This is a genomic window from uncultured Azohydromonas sp. (assembly GCF_937926365.1).
In the GTDB taxonomy this organism is placed as follows: domain Bacteria; phylum Pseudomonadota; class Gammaproteobacteria; order Burkholderiales; family Burkholderiaceae_C; genus Azohydromonas.
In genome coordinates this window covers 1-25,070 of record NZ_CALAOH010000053.1, presented here as the reverse complement: position 1 = coordinate 25,070, position 25,070 = coordinate 1, and the positions used below count along the sequence as shown (strand labels likewise).

At 69.8% G+C, this 25,070-nt stretch carries 22 protein-coding genes; 15 read left to right on the top strand and 7 right to left on the bottom strand.

All coding sequences use genetic code 11. The annotated features are described in order from the left end of the window. Window positions 1–107: 107 nt before the first annotated feature. The 3 genes from Q0741_RS05430 (at window position 108) to Q0741_RS05420 (ending at window position 4,452) form a co-directional block, all read left to right on the top strand. Window positions 108–1,112, top strand: coding sequence for a TRAP transporter substrate-binding protein (locus Q0741_RS05430; RefSeq protein WP_298232175.1), 1,005 nt, complete (start codon window positions 108–110; stop codon window positions 1,110–1,112). A 51-nt stretch (window positions 1,113–1,163) separates the two neighbouring features. Continuing rightward, entirely contained in the window at window positions 1,164–2,945 is a 1,782-nt protein-coding gene (locus tag Q0741_RS05425; protein ID WP_298232174.1) for an IlvD/Edd family dehydratase, read from the top strand. Between the two features lie 310 nt (window positions 2,946–3,255). Continuing rightward, on the top strand, window positions 3,256–4,452 hold the full coding sequence (locus Q0741_RS05420; RefSeq protein ID WP_298232173.1) for a fumarylacetoacetate hydrolase family protein: 1,197 nt from the start codon (window positions 3,256–3,258) through the stop codon (window positions 4,450–4,452). Window positions 4,453–4,535: 83 nt separating this feature from the next. On the opposite strand, the gene Q0741_RS05415 is transcribed toward Q0741_RS05420, so the two are convergent. The 3 genes from Q0741_RS05415 to sugE all read right to left on the bottom strand — a co-directional run bounded on the left by Q0741_RS05415 (window position 4,536) and on the right by sugE (window position 6,210). Continuing rightward, entirely contained in the window at window positions 4,536–5,015 is a 480-nt protein-coding gene (locus Q0741_RS05415) for a VOC family protein (protein ID WP_298232172.1), read from the bottom strand. A gap of 53 nt (window positions 5,016–5,068) precedes the next feature. Continuing rightward, window positions 5,069–5,581, bottom strand: coding sequence for a hypothetical protein (locus Q0741_RS05410; protein WP_298232171.1), 513 nt, complete (start codon window positions 5,579–5,581; stop codon window positions 5,069–5,071). A gap of 308 nt (window positions 5,582–5,889) precedes the next feature. After that, window positions 5,890–6,210, bottom strand: coding sequence for a quaternary ammonium compound efflux SMR transporter SugE (gene sugE / locus Q0741_RS05405; RefSeq protein WP_298232170.1), 321 nt, complete (start codon window positions 6,208–6,210; stop codon window positions 5,890–5,892). A 93-nt stretch (window positions 6,211–6,303) separates the two neighbouring features. Between sugE and Q0741_RS05400 the strand changes: the two genes are divergently transcribed. The 3 genes from Q0741_RS05400 (at window position 6,304) to Q0741_RS05390 (ending at window position 10,014) form a co-directional block, all read left to right on the top strand. Beyond that, complete coding sequence (locus Q0741_RS05400; protein ID WP_367184070.1) at window positions 6,304–7,203, top strand: LysR family transcriptional regulator; 900 nt, start codon at window positions 6,304–6,306, stop codon at window positions 7,201–7,203. Between the two features lie 179 nt (window positions 7,204–7,382). Further along, complete coding sequence (locus Q0741_RS05395) at window positions 7,383–9,497, top strand: TonB-dependent receptor (RefSeq protein ID WP_298232168.1); 2,115 nt, start codon at window positions 7,383–7,385, stop codon at window positions 9,495–9,497. Window positions 9,498–9,681: 184 nt separating this feature from the next. Then, entirely contained in the window at window positions 9,682–10,014 is a 333-nt protein-coding gene (locus Q0741_RS05390) for a DUF4148 domain-containing protein (RefSeq protein WP_298232167.1), read from the top strand. Window positions 10,015–10,061: 47 nt separating this feature from the next. Here Q0741_RS05390 and Q0741_RS05385 read toward each other — a convergent pair whose 3' ends face one another. The 3 genes from Q0741_RS05385 to Q0741_RS05375 all read right to left on the bottom strand — a co-directional run bounded on the left by Q0741_RS05385 (window position 10,062) and on the right by Q0741_RS05375 (window position 13,682). After that, the gene (locus tag Q0741_RS05385; RefSeq protein WP_298232166.1) at window positions 10,062–11,162 is read right to left on the bottom strand and encodes a hypothetical protein; all 1,101 of its coding nucleotides are present in this window, start codon (window positions 11,160–11,162) and stop codon (window positions 10,062–10,064) included. Window positions 11,163–11,224: 62 nt separating this feature from the next. Beyond that, on the bottom strand, window positions 11,225–11,491 hold the full coding sequence (locus Q0741_RS05380; RefSeq protein ID WP_298232165.1) for a hypothetical protein: 267 nt from the start codon (window positions 11,489–11,491) through the stop codon (window positions 11,225–11,227). A gap of 469 nt (window positions 11,492–11,960) precedes the next feature. Further along, the gene (locus Q0741_RS05375; RefSeq protein WP_298232164.1) at window positions 11,961–13,682 is read right to left on the bottom strand and encodes an alpha/beta fold hydrolase; all 1,722 of its coding nucleotides are present in this window, start codon (window positions 13,680–13,682) and stop codon (window positions 11,961–11,963) included. Window positions 13,683–13,820: 138 nt separating this feature from the next. Here Q0741_RS05375 and Q0741_RS05370 point away from each other — a divergent pair, with 138 nt between their 5' ends. Next, entirely contained in the window at window positions 13,821–14,645 is an 825-nt protein-coding gene (locus Q0741_RS05370) for an alpha/beta hydrolase (RefSeq protein ID WP_298232163.1), read from the top strand. 105 nt (window positions 14,646–14,750) lie between these two features. Here the strand turns inward: Q0741_RS05370 and Q0741_RS05365 are convergent, their stop codons facing one another. Then, entirely contained in the window at window positions 14,751–16,031 is a 1,281-nt protein-coding gene (locus tag Q0741_RS05365; protein ID WP_298232162.1) for a nucleotide sugar dehydrogenase, read from the bottom strand. A 756-nt stretch (window positions 16,032–16,787) separates the two neighbouring features. Here Q0741_RS05365 and Q0741_RS05360 point away from each other — a divergent pair. The 8 genes from Q0741_RS05360 (at window position 16,788) to Q0741_RS05325 (ending at window position 24,926) form a co-directional block, all read left to right on the top strand. Further along, window positions 16,788–17,654: a TauD/TfdA family dioxygenase gene (locus Q0741_RS05360; protein WP_298232161.1), complete on the top strand. Its 867-nt coding sequence runs from the start codon at window positions 16,788–16,790 to the stop codon at window positions 17,652–17,654. Window positions 17,655–17,724: 70 nt separating this feature from the next. After that, the gene (locus Q0741_RS05355) at window positions 17,725–18,741 is read left to right on the top strand and encodes an ABC transporter substrate-binding protein (protein ID WP_298232160.1); all 1,017 of its coding nucleotides are present in this window, start codon (window positions 17,725–17,727) and stop codon (window positions 18,739–18,741) included. Window positions 18,742–18,761: 20 nt separating this feature from the next. Beyond that, window positions 18,762–19,553, top strand: coding sequence for an ABC transporter ATP-binding protein (locus Q0741_RS05350; protein WP_298232159.1), 792 nt, complete (start codon window positions 18,762–18,764; stop codon window positions 19,551–19,553). After that, window positions 19,550–20,503: an ABC transporter permease gene (locus tag Q0741_RS05345; protein ID WP_298232158.1), complete on the top strand. Its 954-nt coding sequence runs from the start codon at window positions 19,550–19,552 to the stop codon at window positions 20,501–20,503. Before Q0741_RS05350 ends, Q0741_RS05345 begins: the two co-directional genes overlap by 4 nt. Window positions 20,504–20,734: 231 nt before the next feature. Next, window positions 20,735–21,490 (top strand): GntR family transcriptional regulator, encoded by a 756-nt coding sequence (locus Q0741_RS05340; protein ID WP_298232157.1) that lies wholly within the window; start codon window positions 20,735–20,737, stop codon window positions 21,488–21,490. A gap of 18 nt (window positions 21,491–21,508) precedes the next feature. Further along, the gene (locus tag Q0741_RS05335; protein WP_298232156.1) at window positions 21,509–23,242 is read left to right on the top strand and encodes a fumarate reductase/succinate dehydrogenase flavoprotein subunit; all 1,734 of its coding nucleotides are present in this window, start codon (window positions 21,509–21,511) and stop codon (window positions 23,240–23,242) included. A 15-nt stretch (window positions 23,243–23,257) separates the two neighbouring features. After that, window positions 23,258–23,500: a ferredoxin family protein gene (locus Q0741_RS05330; protein WP_298232155.1), complete on the top strand. Its 243-nt coding sequence runs from the start codon at window positions 23,258–23,260 to the stop codon at window positions 23,498–23,500. A gap of 25 nt (window positions 23,501–23,525) precedes the next feature. Further along, window positions 23,526–24,926, top strand: coding sequence for an ABC transporter substrate-binding protein (locus tag Q0741_RS05325; protein ID WP_298232227.1), 1,401 nt, complete (start codon window positions 23,526–23,528; stop codon window positions 24,924–24,926). The last annotated feature ends 144 nt before the right edge of the window (window positions 24,927–25,070 follow it).

Below are 25,070 nucleotides of genomic sequence, written 5' to 3'. Positions count from 1 at the left end.
CCATTTTCAGGACTGGCCTAGGCTGTGCCCTTGCGGGAGGGAGCACGAATCGGCCGGCCGCCGGGTGCGCAGACCCTCGTTCCAAGCACAAGCCTCAGGAGACAAGCATGAAATTCAAATCCCTCGCCCTGGCCGCGGCCCTGCTGGCGGCGCTGGCCAGTCCGGCCGCCGCGCAGGTCAAGGAGCGCGTGTTCAAGGTCGGCATCGGCCTGAGCGATGACCATCCGCAGGCGCTGGCCGTGAAGCGCTTCAACGAGCTGCTGGCGCAGAAGAGCGGCGGCAAGCTGGGAGCCAAGCTCTTTGCCAGCGGCACGCTGGGCAACGACGTGACCATGACCGCGGCGCTGCGCGGCGGCACGCTGGAGATGACGGTGCCCGACAGCTCCACGCTGGTGACGCTGGTGAAAGACTTCGGCGTGCTCAACCTGCCGCTGGCCTTCGCCAACGAGCGCGAGGCCGACGCGGTGCTGGACAGCGCCTTCGGCCAGAAGCTGCTGGCCAAGCTGCCCGAGAAGGGACTGGTGGGCCTGGGCTTCTGGGAGAACGGCTTCCGCCACGTGACCAATTCGCGCCGCCCCATCGCCAAGGCCGAGGACCTGGCCGGGCTCAAGCTGCGCGTGATCCAGAACCCGCTGTTCATCGACAGCTTCAGCGCCCTGGGCGCCAACGCCACGCCCATGCCCTTCACCGAGCTGTACTCCGCCATGGAGCAGAAGGCGGTGGACGGGCAGGAGAACCCGACCGCCACCATCCTGGCCAGTAAGTTCTACGAGGTGCAGAAGCACCTGGTGCTCTCGCGCCACATCTACAGCGCCTGGGTGCTGCTGATGTCCAAGAAGACCTGGGACAGCCTCTCGGCCGAGGAGCAGAAGCTGGTCACGGAGGCCGCGCGCGAGGCCACGCTCTACGAGCGCCAGACCATCCGTGCCTTCGGCGACAAGGCGCTGGGCGAGCTGAAGAAGGCCGGCATGCAGGTCACGGAATTGCCCGCGGCTGAACAGGCCAAGCTGCGCGAGAAGCTGCAGCCGGTGGTGGCCAAGTTCAGCAAGGAATTCGGCGAGGACAGCACGCGCGAGCTGATGGCCGAGCTGGACAAGGCGCGCAAGAAGTAAGCCCCCGGCGCGGGCACCGGGCCCGCGCCTCTACACGCACGGAAGTACCTCATGGACAAGAAGCCCCAGCGCCCATTCCGGTCGCGCGAGTGGTTCGCCGACCCGCACCGTTCGGACATGACCGCGCTCTACCTGGAGCGCTTCATGAACTACGGCATCACGCCGGACGAGCTGCGCTGCGGCAAGCCGATCATCGGCATCGCGCAGACGGGCAGCGATCTCTCGCCCTGCAACCGTATCCACCTGGAGCTGGCCAAGCGCGTGCGCGACGGCATCCGCGACGCCGGCGGCATTCCGATGGAATTCCCGGTGCACCCGATCTTCGAGAACTGCCGCCGTCCCACCGCCGCGCTGGACCGCAACCTGGCCTACCTGGGGCTGGTGGAGGTGCTGTACGGCTATCCCATCGACGCCGTGGTGCTGACCACCGGCTGCGACAAGACCACGCCGGCCGGGATCATGGCCGCCTGCACGGTGGACATCCCGGCCATCGTGCTCTCCGGCGGTCCCATGCTCGACGGCTGGCACGAGGGCGAGCTGGTGGGCTCGGGCACCGTGATCTGGCGCAGCCGCCGCAAGCTCGCGGCCGGGGAGATCGACGAGGAGGAGTTCCTGCAGCGCGCCTGCGACAGCGCGCCCTCGGCGGGGCACTGCAACACCATGGGCACCGCCTCCACGATGAACGCGGTGGCCGAGGCGCTGGGCCTGTCGCTGCCGGGCTGCGCCGCCATTCCGGCGCCCTACCGCCAGCGCGGCCAGATGGCCTACGACACCGGGCGGCGCATCGTGGAGATGGCCTACGAGGACCTGCGGCCCTCGCGCCTGCTCACGCGCCAGAGCTTCCTCAACGCGCTGTCGGTGGTGAGCTGCTGCGGCGGCTCCAGCAACGCGCAGGTGCACCTCATGGCGATGGCGCGCCACGCGGACGTGGAGCTGCGGCCGAGCGACTGGACCGAGCACGCCTACGACCTGCCGCTGCTGGTGAACATGCAGCCCGCTGGCAAATACCTGGGCGAACGCTTCTTCCGTGCCGGCGGCGTGCCGGCGGTGATGTGGGAGCTGCAGCAGGCGGGCAAGCTGCACGGCGACTGCCTCACCGTCACGGGCCGCAGCATCGCGGAGAACCTGGAGGGCCGCGAGGCCACGGACCGCGAGGTGATCCGTCCCTTCTCCGACCCGCTGCTGGAGGCGGCCGGCTTCCTGGTGCTCAGCGGCAACCTGTTCGACTTCGGGATCATGAAGACCTCGGTGATCTCGGAGCGCTTCCGCAGCCGCTACCTGAGCCGGCCGGGGCTGGAAGGCGTGTTCGAGGCGCGGGCGATCGTGTTCGAGGGCTCGGACGACTACCACGCGCGCATCAACGACCCGAGCCTGGACATCGACGAGGGCTGCATCCTGGTGATGCGCGGCGCCGGGCCCATCGGCTGGCCGGGCTCGGCGGAGGTGGTGAACATGCAGCCGCCGGACGCGCTGATCCGCCGCGGCATCGAGACGCTGCCCACGCTGGGCGACGGTCGCCAGAGCGGCACCGCCGACAGCCCCTCGATCCTGAACTGCTCGCCCGAGAGCGCCGCGGGCGGCGGGCTGTCGTGGCTGCGCACGGGGGACATGATCTGCATCGACCTCAATGCCGGCACCTGCAACGCGCTGGTGGAACCGGAGGAGATCGAGCGCCGCAAGCGTGAATTGCCCAAGCCCCCGGTGCCCGAGAGCCATTCGCCGTGGGAGGAGCTGTACCGGCAGAAGACCGGGCAGCTCGCCGAGGGCGCGACGCTGGAGTTCGCGCTCAAGTACCGGCGGATCGCGCAGAAGACGCCGCGGCACAACCACTGAGGGCGGCTCCATGCGGTGGCCCTTGCGGGCCATCGCCAACCGGCTGTCTTGAGCCGGTAGCCGCGAGCCGACACATCACGCCTACTGCTTCGTCATTCCCGCGAAGGCGGGAATCCAGGCGGTCCCACCTTGGTACGGAGTCATGGGTGCGGCGCTCCATGTCCTGGGAGTGCCTACGAATCAGCACATGGCTGACTTGGGGACCGCCTGGATCCCCGCCTGCGCGGGGATGACGAGGTGGGGTGCATGGCGCCTCAGCCTTCGGGACGCCGCGAACGCTACCAACCTCACGAATTGAAAGGACCCCGACATGACCACTGCCTCAACCCCCCTCACCCCTGAAACCCTCCTCCCCGTTGACGCCCTCACCGGCACGTTGATCGGCCGCGTCTGGGTGCCCGGCCCCGTGGCCGGCCCGGCCGTGGTTGCGCTGCGCAACGAAGGCGTGTTCGACCTGAGCGAGGCTTTCCCCACCGTGAGCACGCTGCTGGAGTCGGAGGACCCGGCCCAGGCCGTGCGCGAAACCGCCGGCCGGCGCCTGTGCGACGTGCAGGCGCTGCTGGCCAACAGCCTGCCCGGCGCCCGCGACGAAGGGCAGCCCTGGCTGCTGGCGCCTTGCGACCTGCAGGTCGTCAAGGCCGCGGGCGTGACCTTCGCCACCAGCCTCATCGAGCGCGTGATCGAGGAGCAGGCCCGCGGCGACGCCTCGCGCGCCCAGGCGCTGCGCGCGCAGGTGCTGGAGCTGGTTGGCAGCAACCTGGCGGACATCAAGCCCGGCTCGCCGCAGGCCATGGCGCTCAAGGCGCTGCTGCAGCAGCGCGGGCTGTGGTCGCAGTACCTGGAAGTGGGCATCGGCCCGGACGCGGAGGTGTTCACCAAGGCGCCGGTGCTCTCCTCGGTGGGCAGCGGCGAGGACATCGGCATCCGCGCCGACTCGTCCTGGAACAACCCGGAGCCCGAGGTGGTGCTGGCCGTCAACAGCCGTGGCCAGATCGTGGGTGCGACGCTCGGTAACGACGTCAACCTGCGCGACATCGAGGGCCGCAGCGCGCTGCTGCTGGGCAAGGCCAAGGACAACAACGCCTCCTGCGCCATCGGCCCGTTCATCCGGCTCTTCGACGCGAGCTTCACGCTCGACGACGTGCGCCGCGAGACGGTGCACCTGCGCGTCACGGGCGAGGACGGCTTCGAGCTGCGCGGCATCAACACCATGAGCAGCATCAGCCGCGACCCGACGGAGCTGGTGGCGCAGACGCTGGCGGCGCACCAGTACCCGGATGGTTTCATGCTGTTCCTGGGCACGCTCTTCGCGCCCATCGAGGACCGTGACCAGCCCGGCGGCGGCTTCACTCACAAGCTGGGCGACCTGGTGAGCATCCGCAGCGAGCGGCTGGGCGAGCTGCTCAACCGCGTCACGCACAGCGAGGCGGCGCCGCCGTGGCGCTTCGGGCTGCGGGCCTTCATCGGCAACCTGGCGGCGCGGGGGCTGCTGCGCGAGGGGCTTTGAGAAGCGACCTCGTCAGGGGCCGGCACCTGCACGGCCCGGCGCTTCGACGAGGCCAGGCCGGTTGCGCCGGCCAACTGATGCGCTCAGCCGCGCCGGGCCGCCTCGATGGCGGCGATGTCGATCTTGGTCATCTGCATCATCGCGTCGAAGGCGCGCTTGGCCGCGGCGCGGTCCGGATCGGCGATGGCGTCCGTGAGGGCGCGTGGCGTGATCTGCCACGACAGGCCCCACTTGTCCTTGCACCAGCCGCAGGCGCTCTCCTGGCCGCCGTTGCCGACGATCGTGTTCCACAGGCGATCGGTTTCGGCCTGGTCGTCGGTTGCCACCTGGAACGAAAAGGCCTCGTTGTGCTTGAAGGCCGGGCCGCCGTTGAGGCCGATGCAGGGAATGCCCATCACGGTGAACTCGACCAGCAGCACGTCGCCCTCCTTGCCGGAGGGAAAGTCGCCGGGGGCGCGATGGATCGCGCCCACCGAGCTGTCCGGGAAGGTTGCGGCATAGAACCGGGCCGCTTCAACGGCGGTGCCGTCGTACCAGAGGCAAACGGTGTTCTTGCTGACCACGGTGGCTCTCCAATCATCGATGGCAGGCGCGGGAGCTCGCGCCTGACCCTCTTTTACCGGCCGTCGCGGTCCGAGTCACCCGGGATGGCGCGCTCGGCCGCGTTGCTCACGCGGTGCCATGCGTCGCGCGAGGCGTGCTTGGCGCGTTCCCACTCCAGGCTTGAGCTGCCGCGCTGGGTGTTCCAGTCCCGGCCCAGGTCGGACTCGACGTCGTCGAAAGAGCGGTTGGGGTAGCGCGTGTAGGCATCCACGCCATAGCGGTACGCGGGGCCGTAGTCGTCGTAGCTTCCGCCGCTCACATACGGACGGCTCGAATAGTTGTCGCGCCAGTACTGGTCTTCGACGGCCGGATCGACGGCGTTCGCGATGCCCTTTCCAGCCAGGGCGCCGACCACTGCGCCCGCAACGGCGCCTACCGCCGCGCCGACCGGGCCCGTCATGCCGCCAACCGCGGCGCCCGCGGCAGCGCCGCCGGCAATGCCGCCAGCCGCGCCACCCACTACAGCACCGGTGCCCGTGGCAACCGGGTGGGATTTGTCCTTGTCAGCCGGGTTCTGAATGCTCATGAAGATCTCCTGTTCCATTTGAGGTCCCGCTGTCTGCGTTCCCGGGCGAAACCCTCGCCAGGGAACACGACGGGATAGAGCCACATCTGCAAACTGCGTACCCGGTAAGCCGAGTGTTTGAAGGCGCGCAGGGTTCAAGGCGGGCTTCCAGCCCGAATCTCCACCGCAGCGCGAAGTCCGCCATGCCTGGCGCCCCGCCTCAGCATCCGGGCTGACAAGGCATCGCGCTGCGGTTGACCCTGCAACTGCCCGCCATCCAAACCGGGCGGTGAGCCTTCACTCCCGGCTCGAAGCTGTTGTCGCATTCATCAATGCGGCGTCACGAACTTCAGCCCGACGATGCCCGCGGAGATCAGCGCCAGGCACACCAGCCGTCCGGCCGCTGCCGACTCGCCGAACAGCACGATGCCCAGCACGGCGGTGCCCACCGCCCCGATGCCGGTCCAGACCGCGTAGGCCGTCCCGACGGGCAACTGCTTCATCGCCAGGCCCAGCAGCACGACGCTCGCCACCATCGAGCCCACCGTGCCCAGCGTCGGCCAGAGGCGCGTGAAGCCCTCCGTGTATTTCAGGCCGATGGCCCAACCCACCTCGAACAGCCCCGCCACCACGATCAACCACCAAGCCACTTTGCACACTCCATGGAACTTCAAAAGATGCGGAACTTTATTTCTGGCCTGGTGATATAAGAAGTCAGATATTTTCAGTTCCGCTGACAGGTGGTGTTCAACTTCGACAATCTGACGGTGTTCCTGGCGGCGATGGAGCGTGGCTCGTTTTCCGCGGCCGCACGGCACCTGGGCCGAGTGCCGTCCGCCGTCAGCATGACCATCGGGAACCTGGAAGCCGAGCTGGGCTTGCTGCTGTTCGACCGCGGCGGGCGCGAGCCCAGGCCGACGCCGCATGCCCTGGCGCTGCTGCCGCAGGCGCGGCTGTTGATGGAGCAACTGCGCAAGCTCGACACGCACGCCCTGTCCCTGAGCCAGGGGCTGGAAACGCGGCTGACGCTGGTCGTGGTGCCCGAGTTGCTGGCCGCGGCGCCGTGGAGCCAGGCGCTCGCGACGTTGTCCGTGGAAGTCCCGCTGCTGGAAGTCGAGGTGCTGGCCGCGCCGCAGGCCGATGCGCTGGGCATGGTGCAGGACGGGCGCGCCCAGCTCGCGCTGGTGTTCGAACGCCTCGGCATGGACGCGCGCGAGGAGTTCCAGGAGGTGGCGCGAGAAACGCTGATCGCGGTGGTTTCGCCGGCGCACCCGCTGCTGGCGCGGGCGGGGCGCCAGGGCGTGCGCGACGAGCAGCTGCTGTCCGAGCGCCAGGTCATCGTGGCCGGCCGCCATTCCGAGGACGTGGACAAGCGCATCGCCATCTCGCGCCACCAGTGGCGCACCGACAACCCCGTCGCGGCACTGCAGATGGTGATCGCGGGGCTGGGCTGGGCCTGGCTGCCGCAAGGCTTCGTGCATGCCGCACTGGCCGCGGGCCAGCTGGTGGAGATCCCGGCACAGAACTTCACCAACGCCCTGAAGCTCTGGGTGGACGTGGTCTGGGCCAAGGACAAGCCGCCGGGGCCGGCGGCGCGCCGGTTCATCGAGCTGATGAGCGCGCGGCAGGCCAGCGCTGAGTGACCGGGCGCGCCGCCCGAAGCCCGGGTGCCGGGGCAGGCATCGATGGCGGCTCGCTGCCGATTCACGGTCGGGCGCGGCCCTGCCAGGCCTGACAATCCGCCTGCATCCCCTGCCTGCATCCAATCGGGCCGTGGCCGCGTACCGCTACTCCATCAACCTCTTCAGACTCCGCCGCCGCCATGAGCCGCTGCCCTTCCTCGCCCTGCCTTGCCTTCCACGCCGTCGCCCTGGCCGCCGTCTCGTGCGTTGCGGCCGCGACGGTCCACGCCCATGACGCACCCGAGACGGCCGAAGACGCGGTGCAGCGCGTGGACGTCACCGGGCGGCACTACGACAACGCCGTGGGCACCAGCGACGCGGCGTCGCAGGGCGTCATCCGCGCCGAGCTGCTCAAGAGCCGCCCGGCGCTGCGTCCGGGCGAGGTGCTGGAGTTCGTGCCCGGGGTGATCGTCACGCAGCACTCCGGCGACGGGAAGGCGAACCAGTACTTCCTGCGCGGCTTCAACCTGGACCACGGCACCGACTTCGCCACCAGCGTCAACGGGCTGCCGGTGAACATGCCCACGCACGCCCACGGCCAGGGCTACGCGGACCTGAACTTCCTCCTGCCGGAGCTGGTGGACCGCGTCGAGTACCGCAAGGGCCCCTATTTCGCGCGCAACGGCAACTTCTCAGCCGCGGGCTCGGCCGACATCGCCTACCGCAACACGCTGGAGCGTCCCGTTGCCGCGCTGACGCTGGGCCAGCGTGGCTACCGGCGGCTGGTCACGGCCGGCTCCACCGAGGTGGCGCCCGAGCTGTCGTTGCTGGGCGCGCTGGAGCTGCAGCGCAACGACGGGCCGTGGACCGTGCCGGAGGACCTCCACAAGCTCAACGGCGTGCTCACGCTCAGCGGCGGCAGCCGGGCGCAGGGCTTCAGCGCCAGCCTGATGCACTACGACGCGCACTGGACCTCGACCGACCAGGTGCCGCAGCCGCTCATCGACAGCGGCCGGCTCGGCCGCTTCGACTCGCTCAACCCCACCGATGGCGGCAGCACGCGGCGCAGCAGCGCCTCCGGCGAGTGGCACCGCCGCGGCGACGACGGCTCGGCCACGCGCGTGTCGGCCTACGCCATCGACTACCGGCTCAGGCTCTTCTCCGACTTCACCTACGACCTGCCGGAAGCGCTGGACGGCCGGCCCGATGCCGAGGGCGACCAGTTCGCGCAGCGGGACCGGCGGCAGGTGTATGGCTTCAACGCAAGCCACGCCTTCGACCACGCGCTCGCGGGCCTGCCCGCGCGCACGGAGTTCGGGCTGCAGTTGCGCCATGACCGCATCCGCGTGGGCCTGTTCGACACGGTGGCACGGCAGGCCGTGCGCACCACGCGCGAGGACCGCGTGCGTGAGACCCAGGCGGGGCTCTACGGCCAGACCTCGGTGGAGCTGGCGTCGTGGGCGCGCACGATCGTGGGCCTGCGTGGCGACCACGCGCGCTTCGAGGTGGACAGCCTCTCCAACGCCGCCAACTCGGGCCGCGCCTCGGCCCACCTGTTCTCGCCCAAGTTCTCGCTGATCCTGGGACCGTGGAGCAGGACGGAGCTGTTCCTCAACGCCGGCCGTGGTTTCCATAGCAACGATGCGCGCGGCACCACCGCCGCGGTGGACCCGCGCAGCGGGCAGCCGGTGGACCGCGTGCCCGGCCTCGTGGCCGCGCGCGGGCAGGAGATCGGCGTGCGCACCGAGTGGCTGCCGGGCCTGCAGAGCTCGCTGGCGCTGTGGAAGCTGGACTTCGACTCGGAGCTGGTCTACGTGGGCGACGCCGGCGCCACCGAGCCCAACCGGCCCAGCCGCCGCCGTGGCGTGGAGTGGAACAACCGCTGGATTCCGGCACCGTGGCTGCTGGTGGACGCGGACCTGGCCTGGTCCCATGCGCGCTTCGCCGATGCGGACCCCGCCGGCGACCGCGTCCCCAACGCCGTGGACCGGGTCGGCTCGGTGGCGCTCACGCTGCGCGAGCTCGGCCCCTGGTCGGCCAGCCTGCAGTGGCGCTACCTGGGCTCGGCCGCGCTGGTGGAGGACGACAGCCAGCGTTCGCGCTCCTCGCTCACCACCAACTTGCGCGTGGCGCGCCGGCTGGGCCGCGACGCCGAGGTGACGCTGGACGTGTTCAACCTGCTCAACCGCCGTGTCAACGACATCGAGTACTTCTACGAGTCGCGGCCGCGCGGCGAGGCGGACGTGGCGCCGGCCCGCCACGTGCACCCGGCCGAGCCGCGCACGTTGCGGGTGACGCTGAAAGTGGACCTCTGAATTGGTTGCCTGGAGCAACTTCGGGTTGCTGGCGTGCCTGCCGTACGCCTGCTGAGGTTGTAGGGCGGCGGCGTGACGAGGGCGTGTCAGCCGACGCGGCGGCGAACCCCTGCTGCCGGCGCTTGATTGGGCCGGCTCCTACAGTGCGGGCGGCTGGCCGGTGGCGGCCGGCGAGGAGACGTTGATGAAGTACCGGCTCCCGATATCCACGCTGGCGCTCCTGCTGGCATCCACGGCGGTCCTGGCTCAGGATCGGCCGCTCACGCGCGAGGAGGTGAAGGCCGAGGCGGCTCGCGCGCGCGACTCAGGCCAACTTGATGACCCCATGCGCCACGACTACAGCGGCTGGTGGGACAACCGCTCCGGCGCCGCGGCCGGTGCCCAGGGGCGCAGCGCCGAGGCGTCGGCCGCGCCGCAGGCGGGCACGGGCAAAACCCGCGCGGAAGTGAAGGAGGAGCTGCGCCGCGCCCGCGAGAGCGGGGAACTGGACCGCCTCGAGCGCAGCTACGGGTATTGAACGAAGGATGGCCGCGCGCCGGCTTGACGGCCGGCGCGCGGCGGGTTTCAGGGCTTGGGCACCAGCATGTAAGCCCGCACGTTGCGCGCCCCGGTCTGCCCCACCCCGACGATGACGCCGCGGTTGTTGATGGCCGTGGTCTCGCCCAGCGCGTACCAGCCCGCCGTGGCGGCCTCGGGCAGCACGTCCAGCGCGACGGGCTGCGCGTTGCGCCACAGGCGGCCGCGCTGGCGCGGGTCGCCCCCGGCGTCGAACTTGTGGCCCACGGTCTGGCGCGCGTTGTTGATGGCGGCGGCCGAGCTCGGCGAGCCGTTGCAGCAGGCATCGCTGCGCAGCCGCTTGAGCTGCGTGCCCACCAGCGTGAAGGCCTGGGTCTCGAAGCTCAGCCCGCCGGCCTTGTGCAGGTAGCCGGCGACGTCGCCGTTCTTGTTGATGGACTGCGGCACCAGCGCGTCGAAGCCCGCGGGCGGGCGCAGCAGCTGCGCCGCCTGGCCGCGCAGCACGCGCACGCCCTGGCGTACCAGCACGCCATCGCGCATCACCTCGCGGAAGCCCACGATGTCGCCGTTCTCGTTGATGCCCGTGGCCTGCGCGCTCACCCCGCCCCAGGTGCCGAGGTCCACCACCTTGCCGGCGTAGAAGTAGGCGGCATGCACCACGCCGGGCGAGACCTCGGACCAGCCCACGATCTCGGCGCGGTCGTTGATCGCCGCGGCATAGCTGCTGCCCCCCAGCGTGGGCAGCGGCGTGAGCCTGTTGCCCTTCCAGCGGAAGGCCTGCGTGGCCGCGCCCTGCATGTACCAGCCCACCACCTCGCCGGCGGCGTTCACGCCGGTGGCCTTGCCGGGCCCGTCGGTATATATCGGAACGGGTAGTTTGCCCAATTCAAACAGCGCCGGCCTGAAACTGCCGTCGATATTGAATGTCACATACCCGGCCGCCTTGCCGTTGCTGCTGACGCTGCGCGCGTCGCTCATGCCGTCTTCCACGGACCCCAATTCGTGCACCGTATAGGTCGGTCGGGCCAGATTGGCGGATACCGGTGGTGAATCACCCGAATTTGCGGCCAAGGCCGCCGGGCTGGCGTGCAGCAGCGCTGCGGCTGCCAGGAAATAGGCCGTCGAATAGGCCGTCGCCTTGAGGTTCATGCTGCCTCCTCTTGCATGTCCTGAGAATGCAGCGTAACGGTGCGTGAAAAATTGTCCAGTGTTCAACCTGTTTCTAAGGTTGTTACTGACACGGTCAATTCATTGGAGTATTTCGCGGGCGTGGGTGAAAAAGCTTGCCCAGTTGAGCCGAAATTTTGCGTTGGCGCTACGGAATCCGGATTTCCCCTGATTTCGACACGGCGGCTCGCCAGTGCGGATTCGGGTCTTCCGGGCTCGGCCGCAGCGGCCTCGCACATCTTGCCGGCCGAAAAATGAAAGCGCCGCAATGCCTTGCGCGTGGCGCGCCATGCGCATCGCATGGAATTCATCTTATTTCAGAAAACGCATGCCAATAAATGGAGCGACGATTGCTGAATATTCAGAAATGACTTGTTATGGTCCTCTTGGTGATTCGTGAAATATTGCCGATCTGGGGCGGCGTGAAAGTAGAGTGCCCTACCCGGTTGTTACATCAATTCCATGAACTCAGAGAGTACCGATACAGGCATGTATCCTTGGTGATGTGTTAGGTTACTCAAGACGCATGTGCTCACATTACCGCTTCTTGTTTTCTGGTGTGTGTGTCGCTGAAAAGAAAGGTATGTCCCTTGAAAAGCCGGCTGGATAAGGACAAACCGCAGCCGACGCCTTGATCAAATTGGTTTGAATGGTTCGGTTGCTGCAGCCTGAAAAAGTCGTGGGCAGGCGGGTTCGATCCTGGAAAAACATTTTTGGAAACTGCAGCCGCGAGTCGGGATGCTCTACAACTTCGGCCGCGCCTGCTTGGGCACCTGCCGGTCAGGGCCGCACTTCCACCGCCAGGAAGCCCATGCGCTCGATGCGCAGCGCGCCGGCCTGGCCACTGGCGGCGATGTCGATGCCGTGCAACCCCGGCTGTGTGGGGCGCCACTGCACGCTGCGCGCAGCGCCCTCGCCCGGCATCTCCAGCGTCTCGGTGCTGCCGTCGGGACGGTGCACCACGGCGCGCATCGCCACGCCCTCGGGCACGCGCTGCGGATGCTCCAGCGCCGCCGTCAGCCGCACCGGCTGGCCGCGCGCCGCCGTGAGCGGGCTGGCGCTGGAGCGCAGCACCGCGCCGCCCGCGACGCGGGCCAGGAGCGCGTAGTCGGTCGCCTCGCGCGGCGCGCGCAGCGACACGCGCCAGGGGCCGGGACGCGGACGGTCGAAGCCGTAGCCCAGCGTCAGCAGCGAGGACGGGTCCTCCACCCGCATCAGGCCGTGCTCCTGCGGCGTGAGGTTGATGACGCGACCACTGGCGCCGCGCACCGTCACCTCCAACGCGCGGCTGGGGTCGAAGAGCGCGAAGCCCGCCACCGCCACGTCGTCGAGCTGCACTTCGATCTCCACCGTCGCGCCTGCCTCCACCCGGCCGCCCACCACCTGCGTGAACTGCGCCGCCGCGTCGCCGGTGTCGTCCGGGACGCGGCGCGCGTCCTCCTCGGCCTCGCCCGCGCCGTGGCGCAGCAGCGGCAGCACGAAGCGCTGGAACACCTCGGCCGAGGCCGTCATGTCGGTGTGCAGCACCGGCAGCCGCTGCACGCGGCCGGGAATCGCGGAGGCGCTGTCCACGCTGACCACGCTGTCGCTGGGCACGCCGCTGCAGGGCGCGCGGAAGCCGTCGGCGATGGGATCGCCGGCGAGCAGGTGAAAAGGCACGCCGTGCCGGCGCGTGACGCCGCGGTTGAAGATCTGGCGCACGAAGGCCGGGCGCAGCTCCAGCGCCGCCGGCGTGAGCACGCCCAGCGCCGAGGCCAGGCCCGAGCATTCCGAGCCGCCGTGGGGTGAGCCCAGGGTGAGCAGCTGCGCCACGTCGCGCTCGCGCATCAGCCGCGCCACGTAGTAGCGCGCCACCAGGCCGCCCATGCTGTGCGCGACGAGGTCCACCTGCCGCGCGCCGGTGCGGCGCTTGACGCCCTCGATGTAGCGCTGCAGCGCCGCGGCGTTCTCGGGCAGCGTCTTGGTGGGGCTGCGCAGCCGCGCCAGGGCGCCGGTGTCCAGTGCCCCTTCGGCGCGCCCGTCGCCCACGGCGAAGCCCTGCAGCCCGGCCTGCGCCAGGAAGCCGCCCGGCGCGGTGTAGGCATCCCAGGTGTGGTGGTCGGACATGAAGCCGTGCACGAACACCACCGGTCGCGGCGCCACGGCCAGCTCGCGGCGCGCGCGCCAACCCGGCGCCGCCGCCTGGGCCCGCAGCTCGCGGCGCGGGCGCGCGTCGTCGCCCCCGGCCCAGTACCAGCCCAGCGTGCTCACCTCCGAGCTGCTGCAGGCGCGCGCCGCGCGCGGCACGGTGCAGCTGCCCAGCAGCCGCCCGTCGTCCAGGGTGAAGGAGACCTCCGTGGCGCGCCGCGCCGGGCGGTCGAGCTGGGCTTGCAGCCGCACGGCGTTGCCGTCCACCACCGCGGAGCGCGGGGTCCCGGCGGCGTCGAGCACGGACAGGGCCAAGGGCTCGGCCGCGCGGGCGGACGGCACCAGCCACAGGACTGAAACGAGGAGACAAGTCATCCGGCACATGGGCGCGATGGTGCGGCGGATCGGGCTCCGCCGTGGCAACACGGTGCGACATGAACTTCCGGGCGCGCGGGCGCAACCGAGGTGGCAGCACGGCGGCCACCGGGCCGCGGCGCCTGAAGGAGTTGTCACATGCCGTCCCCAGCCACCCCGCCGTCCCGCGGCCCGCACACCGGGCACGCCCGCGTGATCGCGCTGCACAGCAGCGCCAGCGGCGCGCGCCAGTGGGAGCCCTGGCGGGAATTCCTGCCCGGCGCGGTGGAGCTGGTGGCCCCCGAGCTGATCGGCTACGAGGACGGCAGCGGCTGGAGCCCGGCGGCGTCCCTCGAACTGGCGGACGAGGCGCAGCGGCTGGCGCCGCTGCTGGAGCGCGAGCCCGGCGGCGTGCACCTGCTGGGCCATTCCTACGGCGGTGCGGTGGCGCTGGAGCTGGCGCTGCGCTGGCCGCAGCGGGTGCGCAGTCTCACCCTTTACGAGCCGGTGCGCTTCGGCGTGCTGCAGGCGCCCGGGACGCGGGCGCTGCGGGCCGAGGCGATGGCGCTGGGCCACGCGGTGGGCGCGCTGGTGCGCGAGCAGCGGCTGCGCGAGGCGGCGGAGCGTTTCGTGGACTACTGGAGCGGTGCCGGCGCCTGGGAGGCGTGCAACGGGCGGCGGCGCGCGGGCATCGCGCAGGCCATGCCCAAGGTCATGGCGGAGTTCGGGGCGCTGTTCGCGGATGCGGTGCCGGTGCACGCCTGGCGCCGGCTGGCGATGCCGGTGCGGCTGCTGTGCGGGAATCGCTCGCCGGCGCCGACGCAGCGCATCGCGGAGCTGCTGGTGCAGATTTGCCCGCGGGCCACGCTGCAGCGGCTGGAGGGTCTGGGACACATGGGCCCGGTACAGGCGCCGGCGCGGGTGGCGGCGGCGGTGGACTTCAGGCGGATGCTCCTGTGCGCACCGCGGGCGGCGGCTGCGTAGGCCGCCGCAAAAAAATCCGCGGACCGGCATTTGGCCGGGCGATCGGCAGCACTGGAGGGAGGGAGAGAGGTGTGCTGGCGGGACGCCCGTGCCGGCCCGCGGAGCTCAGAGCCGCCAGAGGCGGTAGCCGGAGGCCTCGATGGCCTGGGCGTCGAAGGCGGCCTTGACGTCGATGAACACGCCGCCGCGCACCAGCTTGCGCCCCAGGTCTTCCACCTGCAGTTGGGCGAACTCGCGGTGCGCCACCGCCGCCACGATGGCGTCGGCGCGCGGCAGGTCGTTCCACTTCAGCAGCCGGATGCCGGTCTCGTGCAGGGCCTCGTCGCAGTCGGCCCAGGGATCGCTCACGAACACCTCCACGCCATAGCTCTGCAGCTCGTGGATGATGTCCACCACCTTGGAGTTGCGCAGGTCGGCGCAGTTCTCCTTGAAGGTCAGGCCCAGCACGTTCACGCGCGCGCCCTTGATGTAGCTGCCCGCGGCGATCATGTTCTTGATCGTCTGCTCCGCAATGAACTTGCCCATGCCGTCATTGATGCGCCGCCCGGCCAGGATCACCTGCGGGTGGTAGCCCAGCATGTCGGCCTTGTGCGTGAGGTAGTACGGGTCCACGCCGATGCAGTGCCCGCCCACCAGGCCGGGCTTGAACTTCAGGAAGTTCCACTTCGTGCCGGCGGCTTCGAGCACCTCGGTGGTGTCGATGCCGATCTTGTCGAAGATGATGGCCAGCTCGTTCATCAGCGCGATGTTGAGGTCGCGCTGGGTGTTCTCGATCACCTTGGCGGCCTCGGCGGCCTTGATGGAGCTGGCGCGGTGCACGCCGGGCTCGACGATGCGCTCATACACCTGCGCCACGCGCTCCAGCGTCTCGGGCGTGTCGCCGGAGACGACCTTGAGGATCTTGGTCAGCGTGTGCTCGCGGTCGCCGGGGTTGATGCGCTCGGGGCTGTAGCCGACGAAGAAGTCCTGCTTCCACTTCATGCCCGATTCGCGCTCCAGCACCGGGATGCACACCTCCTCGGTGGCGCCGGGGTACACGGTGGACTCGTACACCACGGTGGCGCCGCGCTTCATGTATTTGCCGGCGCTGGCGCTGGCACCCAGCAGCGGGCCGAAGTCGGGGATCTTGGCCGCATCCACTGGCGTGGGCACGGCAATGATGATGACGTCGGCCTCGGCCAGCAGCGCGGGGTCGCTCGTGTAGACGCAGTGCCGGGCCGCGGCCATCTCCTCGTCGGGCAGCTCGCGCGACGGGTCGGTGCCGCGCTGGCAGGCGGCCACCTTGTCGGTGGCGATGTCGTAGCCGATGGTGCGGGCGTGCTTGCCGAACTCCACCGCCAGCGGCAGGCCCACGTAACCAAGCCCGATGACAGCGATCACACTCATGAGATATCCCTCCTAACGCTGGCCCCAGCCAGGTGACCGACGAAATGGTCGATGCGTCAGCAACGATGCATCGGCTCTGCGCGAACGGGAGGGGAAGCAGGTCTTGGACGCCGCCACGGCCTTGGCCGGCCGCGGCCCGTCAGGCATGCGTTCCGATAAACGGTCAGGTCCCAGGGCCTGCCGAACCGGCGCACACAACGATGTCTCCCCCACCCATGCGTCACCGGGTCAGAGAGTGCTCCCTCGGACCGCGCGAAGCCACACCGCACTCTCGGGTGGCGTCGCAACCCCAAATGGAGGGAGCCCAGGGCCCACCGGCAGGGGAGAAGCGTGGCAGCAACGACGCCAACCCGCTATTTACAACATACACGTAGCCGCCGAAACCACGGATTCCCAGCACTGACGGCCACGGCCCGGCCATTCGTACAGGCCGTGGCCCTCCCCCTTCCTGTTCCTGACTTGCCCTCAACCTTCCTGGCATGGGCCGGAGCGCGCACACGGAGTCCGGGGTTCCTTGAGCTTCCAGCTGCTACGTGTATGTTGTATTTCAGGCCCGGTTGTCCACAGGCGAAACGGCCTACCCGTTGCCTGGGCAACCACCGCGGGACGGCGCACAGCGAGCGCGCCGCTTCGACGCGCTGCCGCCGGCCTACCCGGCCTGCTGAGCAAAACGACGAAGCACATTCGTTCTGCTTCGTTCCGTGTACGCAAGGTGCTCCCTAGACTGCATCGCACTGAAGCACCTTGATCCAGAACATGTCCTTGCACAACGAATTCGAAGTTCGCCCCCTGCCCGGTCCCCTGGGCGCCGAAGTGCTGGGGCTGGACCTGTCGCAGCCGCTGTCCGACGCCGGATTCCAGCGGCTGCACCGCGCGCACCTCGACTACCACGTGCTGGTCTTCCGCGACCAGCACGCGCTCACGCCGGACCAGCAGGTGGCGCTGAGCGCGCGCTTCGGCCCGCTGCAACGCCACGTGCTCAAGCAGTTCGCGTTGCCCTCGCACCCGGAAGTGCTGGTGGTGTCCAACATCGTCGAGGACGGCCGGCCCATCGGCCTGGGCGACGCGGGCCATTTCTGGCATTCCGACCTGTCCTACAAGGAACGTCCCAGCCTGGGCTCCTTCCTGCACGCGCAGGAGCTGCCCGCCGAGGGCGGCGACACGCTCTTCGCCAACCAGCACCTGGCCTACGAGACGCTGCCCGAGGAACTCAAGCGCGCCGTCGCCGGCCGCAAGGCCGAGCACTGGTACCTGACGCGCTACGCCGAGCTGCAGCAGCGCAGCCCCTGGCGCCCGAACCTCACGCCCGAGCAGATCGCCGAGGTGCCGCCGACCACGCACCCCATCGTGCGCACGCACCCGGAAAGCGGCCGCCCCGCGCTCTTCGTCAGCGAGCACTTCACGACCCGCGTGATCGACCTGCCCGAGGACGAAAGCCGCGCGCTGCTCGACGCGCTGTTCCAGCACAGCACGCAGCCCGAATTCGTCTACCGCCACCGCTGGCGCGCGGGCGACCTGGTGTTCTGGGACAACCGTTCCGTGGTGCACCTGGCCACCGGCTGCCCCGCGACGCAGCGCCGGCGCCTGTACCGCACCACCATCGAGGGCGATGTGCCGTTCTGATGCCAGCGCAACTTTCACGCCTTTCCCGCGCACCTCACGCACGCCCCGGCCACCCGCCATCGACCCCGTCATGAAGAAGAAGCCCCTCCTCCACCGCCTGGCCGTCCTGGGCCTGGGCGGCCTGCTCGCCCTGGGCGCCGCCGGCGCGCGGGCCGAAGGCCAGATCCGCATCGCCGACCAGTTCGGCATCGTCTACCTGCTGCTGGACGTCGCCAAGGACCAGAAGCTCATCGAGAAGCACGGCAAGGCCCAGGGCCTGGACATCGCCGTGTCGCAGGTGACGCTTTCCGGCGGCAGCGCCATGAACGACGCGCTGCTTTCGGGCTCCATCGACATCGCCGGCGCCGGCGTGGGCCCGCTGCTCACGCTCTGGGACCGCACGCTGGGCAAGCAGAACGTGCGCGGCGTGGCCTCGCTGGGCAACTTCCCGTACTACCTGGTGAGCACCAACCCGGCGGTCAAGACCATCGCCGACTTCGGCGACAAGGACCGCATCGCGCTGCCGGCCGTGGGCGTGTCGGTGCAGTCGCGCATCCTGCAGCTGGCCTCGTCCAGGCTCTGGGGCGAGGCGCAGCACGCCAAGCTCGACAAGATCAGCGTCGCGCTGCCGCACCCCGAGGCCACCGCCGCCATCAGCAAGGGCGGCACCGAGATCACGGCGCACTTCGCCAATCCGCCCTTCCAGGAGCAGGAACTGGCCGCCAACCCCGCCGCCAAGGTCGTGCTCAAGAGCTACGACGTGCTCGGCGGCCCGTCCTCGGCCACGGTGCTCTACGCCACGGAGAAGTTCCGCCGCGAGAACCCCAAGACCTACCGCGCCTTCACCGCCGCGCTGGCCGAGGCCGCGCAGTGGATCCACGCCAACCCCGAGGCCGCGACGGACCTGTTCCTGCGCGTGAACAAGAGCAAGATCGACCGCAAGCTGGTGCTGGACATCATCAAGAGCCCGGACGTGCAGTTCAAGCTCACGCCGCAGAACACCTACGCGCTGGCCGAGTTCATGCACCGCGTGGGCGCCATCAAGAACAAGCCCGCCTCGGCGCGCGACTACTTCTTCGACGACCCGCACAACGCGGGCGCGAACTGAAGCTGCAAAGGAAGTAAAGCATGCAACCGACGACGCCCCTGCTGCAGGTCGCCGGCGTGAGCCTGGAGTACGTGGCCGGTGCGCGCGTGGTGCGCGCCACGCACCGCGTCAGCTTCGACCTCCACGCCGGCGAGCGCCTGGTGCTGCTGGGCCCCTCGGGCTGCGGCAAGTCCTCGCTGCTCAAGGCCATCGGCGGCTTCCTCGCGCCGGTGGAAGGCCGCATCACCCTCGGCGGCGCCCCGGTGACGGCGCCGGGGCCGGACCGCGTGATGGTGTTCCAGGAGTTCGACCAGCTCCCGCCCTGGAAGACGGTCAAGCACAACGTGATGTTCCCGCTGCTGGCCTCCGGCCGCGCCAGCCGCGCCGAGGCCGAGCGCCGCGCGCTGCGCGTGCTGGAGCAGGTGGGGCTGGCGGGCTTCGCCGACGCGCATCCGCACATGCTCTCCGGCGGCATGAAGCAGCGCGTGGCCATCGCCCGCGCGCTGGCGATGCAGCCGCGCATCCTGCTCATGGACGAGCCCTTCGCCGCGCTGGACGCGCTCACGCGCCGGCGCATGCAGCAGGAACTGCTGGCGCTGTGGGCGCAGGTGCGCTGCTCGCTGGTGTTCGTCACCCACTCCATCGAGGAGGCGCTGGTGGTGGGGCACCGCATCGTGCTGCTGTCACCGCACCCCGGGCGCGTGCGCGCCGAGTTGCACGCGCACCCCTTCGACCTCGACAGCGTCGGCAGCCCGGACTTCCAGGCGCAGGCGCAGCGCATCCACCACCTGCTGTTCGATGAGACGGCACAACCCGAGGCAGCAGCGGCATGAGCGCAGTCTTCACGTCCCTTCCCCGTCCCGACCGCCACGGTGACGTGTCCGCCTCCGCCGCGGACCCGTCCTTCATCCACCCCGCGGCGGCCAACGCCCCGGTGCTGCCTGAAGCCGAGTACGCGCTGGAGCCCTACACCGCGGCGCCCGTGGAGCGCGCGCTGCCGCTGGCGCAGCGCCTGCGCGAGAACGTGGTGCTGCGGCGCGGCGCGATCCTGGCGGCGCTGGCGCTGCTGTGGGAGGCGCTGGCGCGCTGGACCGACAACGATCTGTTGCTGCCCACCTTCAGCGCCACCGCCATCGCCTTTGCCGAAGGCGTGGCCAGCGGCGAGCTGCTGGAGAAGGCCGGCATCTCGCTGGGCCTGCTGCTGCGGGGCTACGTGCTGGGCATCGCCGCGGCCTTCGCGCTCACGGCGCTGGCGGCCACCACGCGGCTGGGCCGCGACCTGCTGTCCACGCTCACCGCGATGTTCAACCCGCTGCCGGCCATCGCGCTGCTGCCGCTGGCGCTGCTGTGGTTCGGCCTGGGCTCGCAGAGCCTGCTGTTCGTGCTGGTGCACGCCGTGCTGTGGCCGCTGGCGCTGGCCGCGCACGCGGGCTTCCAGAACGTGCCCGAAGTGCTGCGCATGGCCGGGCGCAACTACGGCCTCAGCGGGTTGCGGCTGGTGCTGCACATCCTGATCCCGGCGGCGCTGCCGGCCATTCTCTCGGGCCTGCGCATCGCCTGGGCCTTCGCCTGGCGCACGCTCATCGCGGCCGAGCTGGTCTTCGGCGCCACCTCGGGCCAGGGCGGCCTGGGCTGGTACGTGTTCCAGAACCGCAACGAGCTCTACACCGACCGCGTCTTCGCCGGCCTGGCCTGCGTGATCGTCATCGGGCTGGTGATCGAAAACCTGGTGTTCGCGACGCTGGAGCGCGTCACCGTGCGCCGCTGGGGCGTGCAGCGCTGAGGACGCGGCGCGCACTGCCCCATTTCCCACGGCCCGCCCTACGGCGGGCCGCTTTCTTTTGTGCCCACCCGCTTTTTGCCTATACGTTGCTCTCTCAACGTACTCAAGCGCCGCGAAGCGCATATGCCGCCAGCGGCTATGCACCACGGATTTCATTCGTTGGCGATCGCGGCACCGGCTTCTAGAGTCCGCAGCACTCAACGCGAAATGCCCCGCTGCTCCCAACCTGTCATGACAAGTCCCGTCCGCTTCGCAACCGCCGCGCCCGCCGTGCAGCAGCCCACGCTGCACAGCCGCATCCGCGAGGAGCTGCGCGAGCGCATCCTGTGCGGCGCCTGGCAGCCGCACGAGCGGCTGCCTTCGGAGAGCAGCCTGATGGCGCAGTACGGCGTGAGCCGCATCACCGTGCGCCAGGCGCTGGGCGACCTGGAGAAGGCGCGGCTGATCTTCAAGGTGCCGGGCAAGGGTTCCTTCGTCGCGCAAAGCAAGCCTTTCCAGGAACTGGGCCGGCTGCAGGGCTTCGCCGAGGCCATGAACGGGATGGGGCACGAGACCTTCAACCGGCTGCTGTCGCTGTTGACCGTGGCGGCCGACGAGCGCGTGGCCGACCGGCTGCAGCTGGACCTGGGCACGCCCGTGACCGAGGTGCGCCGCGTGCGCTACCTGGACCACCAGCCCGTGTCGCTCGATCTCACCTGGTTGCCTCTGCACCTGGGCCGGCGCCTGCGCAGCGACGACCTGGCCTCGCGCGACATCTTCCTGATCCTGGAAAACGACTGCGCCACGCCGCTGGGCCACGCCGACCTGGCGCTGGACGCCGTGGGCGCCGATGCCGCCACGGCCGCGCTGCTGGGCCTGCCGCCGGGCGCGCCGATGCTGCACATCGAGCGCCTCACGCACGACCGCGAAGGCCGGCCCATCGACTACGAACACCTCTACTGCCGCTCGGACACCTTCCAGTACCGCATGCGGCTGCAACGACGCTGACACCCAAGGAAAGGAACCATGGAAACGATCGAAACCGAAGTGGACGTGCTGGTGATCGGCGGCGGCACCGCCGGGCCGATGGCCGCCGTCAAGGCCAAGCAGGCCAACCCCGCGCTGCGCGTGCTGCTGCTGGAAAAGGCCAACGTCAAGCGCAGCGGCGCGATCTCGATGGGCATGGACGGCCTCAACAACGCCGTCATCCCCGGCCACGCCACGCCCGAGCAGTACGTGCGCGAGATCACCATCGCCAACGACGGCATCGTCAACCAGAAGACGGTGATGGCCTATGCGCAGAACAGCTTCCCGATGATCGAGGAACTGGACCGCTGGGGCGTGCGCTTCGAGCGCGACGAGACCGGCGACTACGCGGTCAAGAAAGTGCACCACATGGGCACCTACGTGCTGCCCATGCCCGAAGGGCATGACATCAAGAAGGTGCTGTACCGCCAGCTCAAGCGCACGCGCGTGGAGGTGACGAACCGCCTGGTCGCAACGCGGCTGCTCACGGCCGAGGACGGCCGCATCGCCGGCGCCATGGCCTTCGACTGCCGCACGGCCGACTTCCACGTCATCCGCGCCCGCTCGGTGGTGTTGTGCTGCGGCGCGGCCGGGCGCCTGGGGCTGCCGGCCTCGGGCTACCTCTTCGGCACCTACGAGAACCCGGCCAACGCCGGCGACGGCTATTCCATGGCCTACCACGCCGGCGCGGAGCTCTCGGGCATCGAATGTTTCCAGATCAACCCGCTGATCAAGGACTACAACGGCCCGGCCTGCGCCTACGTCACCGGCCCCTTCGGCGGCTTCACCACCAACGCGGAAGGCCAGCGCTTCATCGAGAGCGACTACTGGAGCGGCCAGATGATGTGGGAGTTCTTCCAGGAGCTGCAGGGCGGCAAGGGCCCGGTGTTCCTCAAGCTCGACCACCTGGCCGAGGAGACGATCTCGACCATCGAGACCATCCTGCACACCAACGAGCGCCCCAGCCGCGGGCGCTTCCACGCCGGGCGCGGCACCGACTACCGCGAGCGCATGGTGGAGATGCACATCTCCGAGATCGGCCTGTGCAGCGGGCACTCGGCCTCGGGCGTGTGGGTCGACGAGCACGCCCAGACCACGGTGCCGGGCCTGCACGCCGCGGGTGACATGGCCTGCGTGCCGCACAACTACATGCTGGGCGCCTTCGTGTACGGGCGCCTCGCGGGCGAGAGCAGCGCGCGCTTCTGCGCGCAGCACGACTTCGCCGCCGTCGATGCCGGCCAGGTGGAGCGCGAGCGCCAGCGCGTGTGGGCGCCGCTGCAGCGCGAGCGCGGGCTGCCGCCCAACCAGGTCGAATACAAGCTTCGGCGCATGGTCAACGACTACCTGCAGCCGCCCAAGGTCACGCGCAAGATGGAGATCGGCCTGGAGCGCTTCGAGGGCATCCGCCACGACCTCGACGAGCTCAAGGCCAACGATGCCCATGAACTCATGCGCGCGCTGGAGGTGCACGCCATCCGCGACTGCGCCGAGATGGCGGCGCGCGCCTCCCTCTTCCGCACCGAGAGCCGCTGGGGCCTCTACCACGCCCGCGTGGACTACCCCGAGCGCAACGACGCCGAGTGGTTCTGCCACGCCCAGCTGCGCAAGGACGAGCAGGGCCGCATGGCCAGCTTCAAGCGGCCCATCGAGCCCTACATCGTGCCCATCGCCGACACCGAGAAGAACGCCTACCACCGCCTGCGCATCCCGGCCGCCGAGGCCGTGGTGGCCTGAGCCAGGAGACCTTTCATGCAAATCGCCCCCATTGCGCTGCACCCCGCGGCCGTGCCCGTGACGGTCGATGCCGACAAGTGCATCGCCCACAAGGGCTGCACCGTCTGCGTGGACGTGTGCCCGCTCGACGTGCTGGCCATCGACCTGAGCAAGGGCACGGCCTACATGAAGTTCGACGAATGCTGGTACTGCATGCCGTGCGAGAAGGACTGCCCCACCGGCGCCGTGCACGTTGACATCCCGTACCTGCTGCGATAACCCGAGGGAGACCGCCTTGAAACCGATCCTCAAACCCCTGCTGGGCCTGGCCCTGGCGTCGGCGCTGGCCGGCGCCCAGGCCGCCGAAACGATCCGCGTCGCCATCGGCACGCAGGACACTACCATCAACTGCGCCACCGGCGGCCTGCTCATCCGCGAGCTCAAGCTGCTGGAGAAATACCTGCCGCGCGAGGGCCGCTACAAGGACGTGCAGTACGACGTCCAGTGGAAGAACTTCACCTCGGGTGCGCCGCTGACCAACGAGATGGTGGCCGACAAGCTGGACATCGGCTCCATGGCCGACTTCCCCGGCGCCAACAACGGCGCCGCGTTCCTGAAGGCCGGCAAGCAGAGCCTGTTCATCACCGTGCTGTCGGGCAGCACGCTGGGCAGCGGCAACGGCATCGTGGTGCCGCGCGACTCGAAGGTGACGGCGCTGTCCGAGCTCAAGGGCCGGACCATCTCCGTGCCCTTCGCCTCCACCGCGCACGGCATGCTGCTGCGCGCCGTGGCCAGCCAGGGCTGGGACCCGCAGAAGGACGTCAACATCATCACGCAGGCGCCCGAGGTGGCCGGCCCGGCGCTGCAGGCCGGCAAGATCGAGGCGCATGCCGACTTCGTGCCCTTCGCCGAGCTGTTCGAGCACCGCGGCTTCGCGCGCAAGATCTTCGACGGCGCCCAGGCCAATGCGCCCACGTACCACGGCTCGCTGGTCAGCGCGGAGTACGCGCGCAAGTACCCGGAAGTCGTGGTCGCGTTCCTGCGCGCGGCCATCGAGGCGGACCGGCTCATCGCCGCCGAGCCCGAGAAGTACAGCGAGCTGATCGAGAAGGTCACGGGCATCGAGGCCGCCGTGTCCTACCTCTACCACGGCCCGCTGGGGCTGCAGACGCGCGACTTCACCTGGAAGCCCGAGTACCGCGCCGCGCTCAAGACCTCCATCGAGACGCTGAAGCTCCTGGGCCGCGACTCGCCGCTGGAGGCCACCGGCTTCGTGGACGATCGTTTCATCCGCACCGCCTTCAAGCAGTCGGGCCTGGATTACGACGCGCGGCTGGCGCGGCACGACAAGGTGCCGCTCAAGGCCAACGATGCCATCACGGGCAAACCCATCACCGACGTGCAGCGCGCCGCCGGCATCTGGGTGCAGGGCGAACCCAAGGTGCGCCACTACGCCAGCATCGAGAACGCCTTCGCCGACCTGCAGAAGCTGCAGCAGGCCGGCAAGAAGCCGCGCGCCGTGTACGTGCACGACCTGATCCACCGCATCAAGCTGCTGGCGCCCAACACCTGGTTCGCCGTCGATGCCAAGGGCCAGCTCAGCGCCTTCCTGCAGAAGGACGCCGCCAGCGCCTACGCCGCGGCCAACAAGGGCCGCGTGCTGGACTTCGCCGGCGCGCAGGCCGCCGCCAAACCCTCGTTGTGACGCCGCCATGAACGCCGTCACGCCTCCCGCATCCCTGGCCGCCGCGGCCCGGCCGGCGGCGTCCGAGGCGCCGCGCCGGCCCGCGAGCGCCACGCCGCGCACCGCCCCCCTGGGCCGCCTGGCCGTGCAGGCCGGCTCCGTGGC

Excerpts from the sequence above, each read along its gene's own strand:
- Q0741_RS05430 (WP_298232175.1), top strand. The coding sequence starts at position 108 with ATGAAATTCAAATCCCTCGCCCTGGCCGCGGCCCTGCTGGCGGCGCTG.
- Q0741_RS05425 (WP_298232174.1), top strand. The coding sequence starts at position 1,164 with ATGGACAAGAAGCCCCAGCGCCCATTCCGGTCGCGCGAGTGGTTCGCC.
- Q0741_RS05420 (WP_298232173.1), top strand. The coding sequence starts at position 3,256 with ATGACCACTGCCTCAACCCCCCTCACCCCTGAAACCCTCCTCCCCGTT.
- Q0741_RS05410 (WP_298232171.1), bottom strand. The coding sequence starts at position 5,581 with ATGAGCATTCAGAACCCGGCTGACAAGGACAAATCCCACCCGGTTGCC.
- Q0741_RS05395 (WP_298232168.1), top strand. The coding sequence starts at position 7,383 with ATGAGCCGCTGCCCTTCCTCGCCCTGCCTTGCCTTCCACGCCGTCGCC.
- Q0741_RS05390 (WP_298232167.1), top strand. The coding sequence starts at position 9,682 with ATGAAGTACCGGCTCCCGATATCCACGCTGGCGCTCCTGCTGGCATCC.
- Q0741_RS05385 (WP_298232166.1), bottom strand. The coding sequence starts at position 11,162 with ATGAACCTCAAGGCGACGGCCTATTCGACGGCCTATTTCCTGGCAGCC.
- Q0741_RS05380 (WP_298232165.1), bottom strand. The coding sequence starts at position 11,491 with ATGAATTCCATGCGATGCGCATGGCGCGCCACGCGCAAGGCATTGCGG.
- Q0741_RS05375 (WP_298232164.1), bottom strand. The coding sequence starts at position 13,682 with ATGACTTGTCTCCTCGTTTCAGTCCTGTGGCTGGTGCCGTCCGCCCGC.
- Q0741_RS05370 (WP_298232163.1), top strand. The coding sequence starts at position 13,821 with ATGCCGTCCCCAGCCACCCCGCCGTCCCGCGGCCCGCACACCGGGCAC.
- Q0741_RS05365 (WP_298232162.1), bottom strand. The coding sequence starts at position 16,031 with ATGAGTGTGATCGCTGTCATCGGGCTTGGTTACGTGGGCCTGCCGCTG.
- Q0741_RS05360 (WP_298232161.1), top strand. The coding sequence starts at position 16,788 with ATGTCCTTGCACAACGAATTCGAAGTTCGCCCCCTGCCCGGTCCCCTG.
- Q0741_RS05355 (WP_298232160.1), top strand. The coding sequence starts at position 17,725 with ATGAAGAAGAAGCCCCTCCTCCACCGCCTGGCCGTCCTGGGCCTGGGC.
- Q0741_RS05350 (WP_298232159.1), top strand. The coding sequence starts at position 18,762 with ATGCAACCGACGACGCCCCTGCTGCAGGTCGCCGGCGTGAGCCTGGAG.
- Q0741_RS05345 (WP_298232158.1), top strand. The coding sequence starts at position 19,550 with ATGAGCGCAGTCTTCACGTCCCTTCCCCGTCCCGACCGCCACGGTGAC.
- Q0741_RS05340 (WP_298232157.1), top strand. The coding sequence starts at position 20,735 with ATGACAAGTCCCGTCCGCTTCGCAACCGCCGCGCCCGCCGTGCAGCAG.
- Q0741_RS05335 (WP_298232156.1), top strand. The coding sequence starts at position 21,509 with ATGGAAACGATCGAAACCGAAGTGGACGTGCTGGTGATCGGCGGCGGC.
- Q0741_RS05330 (WP_298232155.1), top strand. The coding sequence starts at position 23,258 with ATGCAAATCGCCCCCATTGCGCTGCACCCCGCGGCCGTGCCCGTGACG.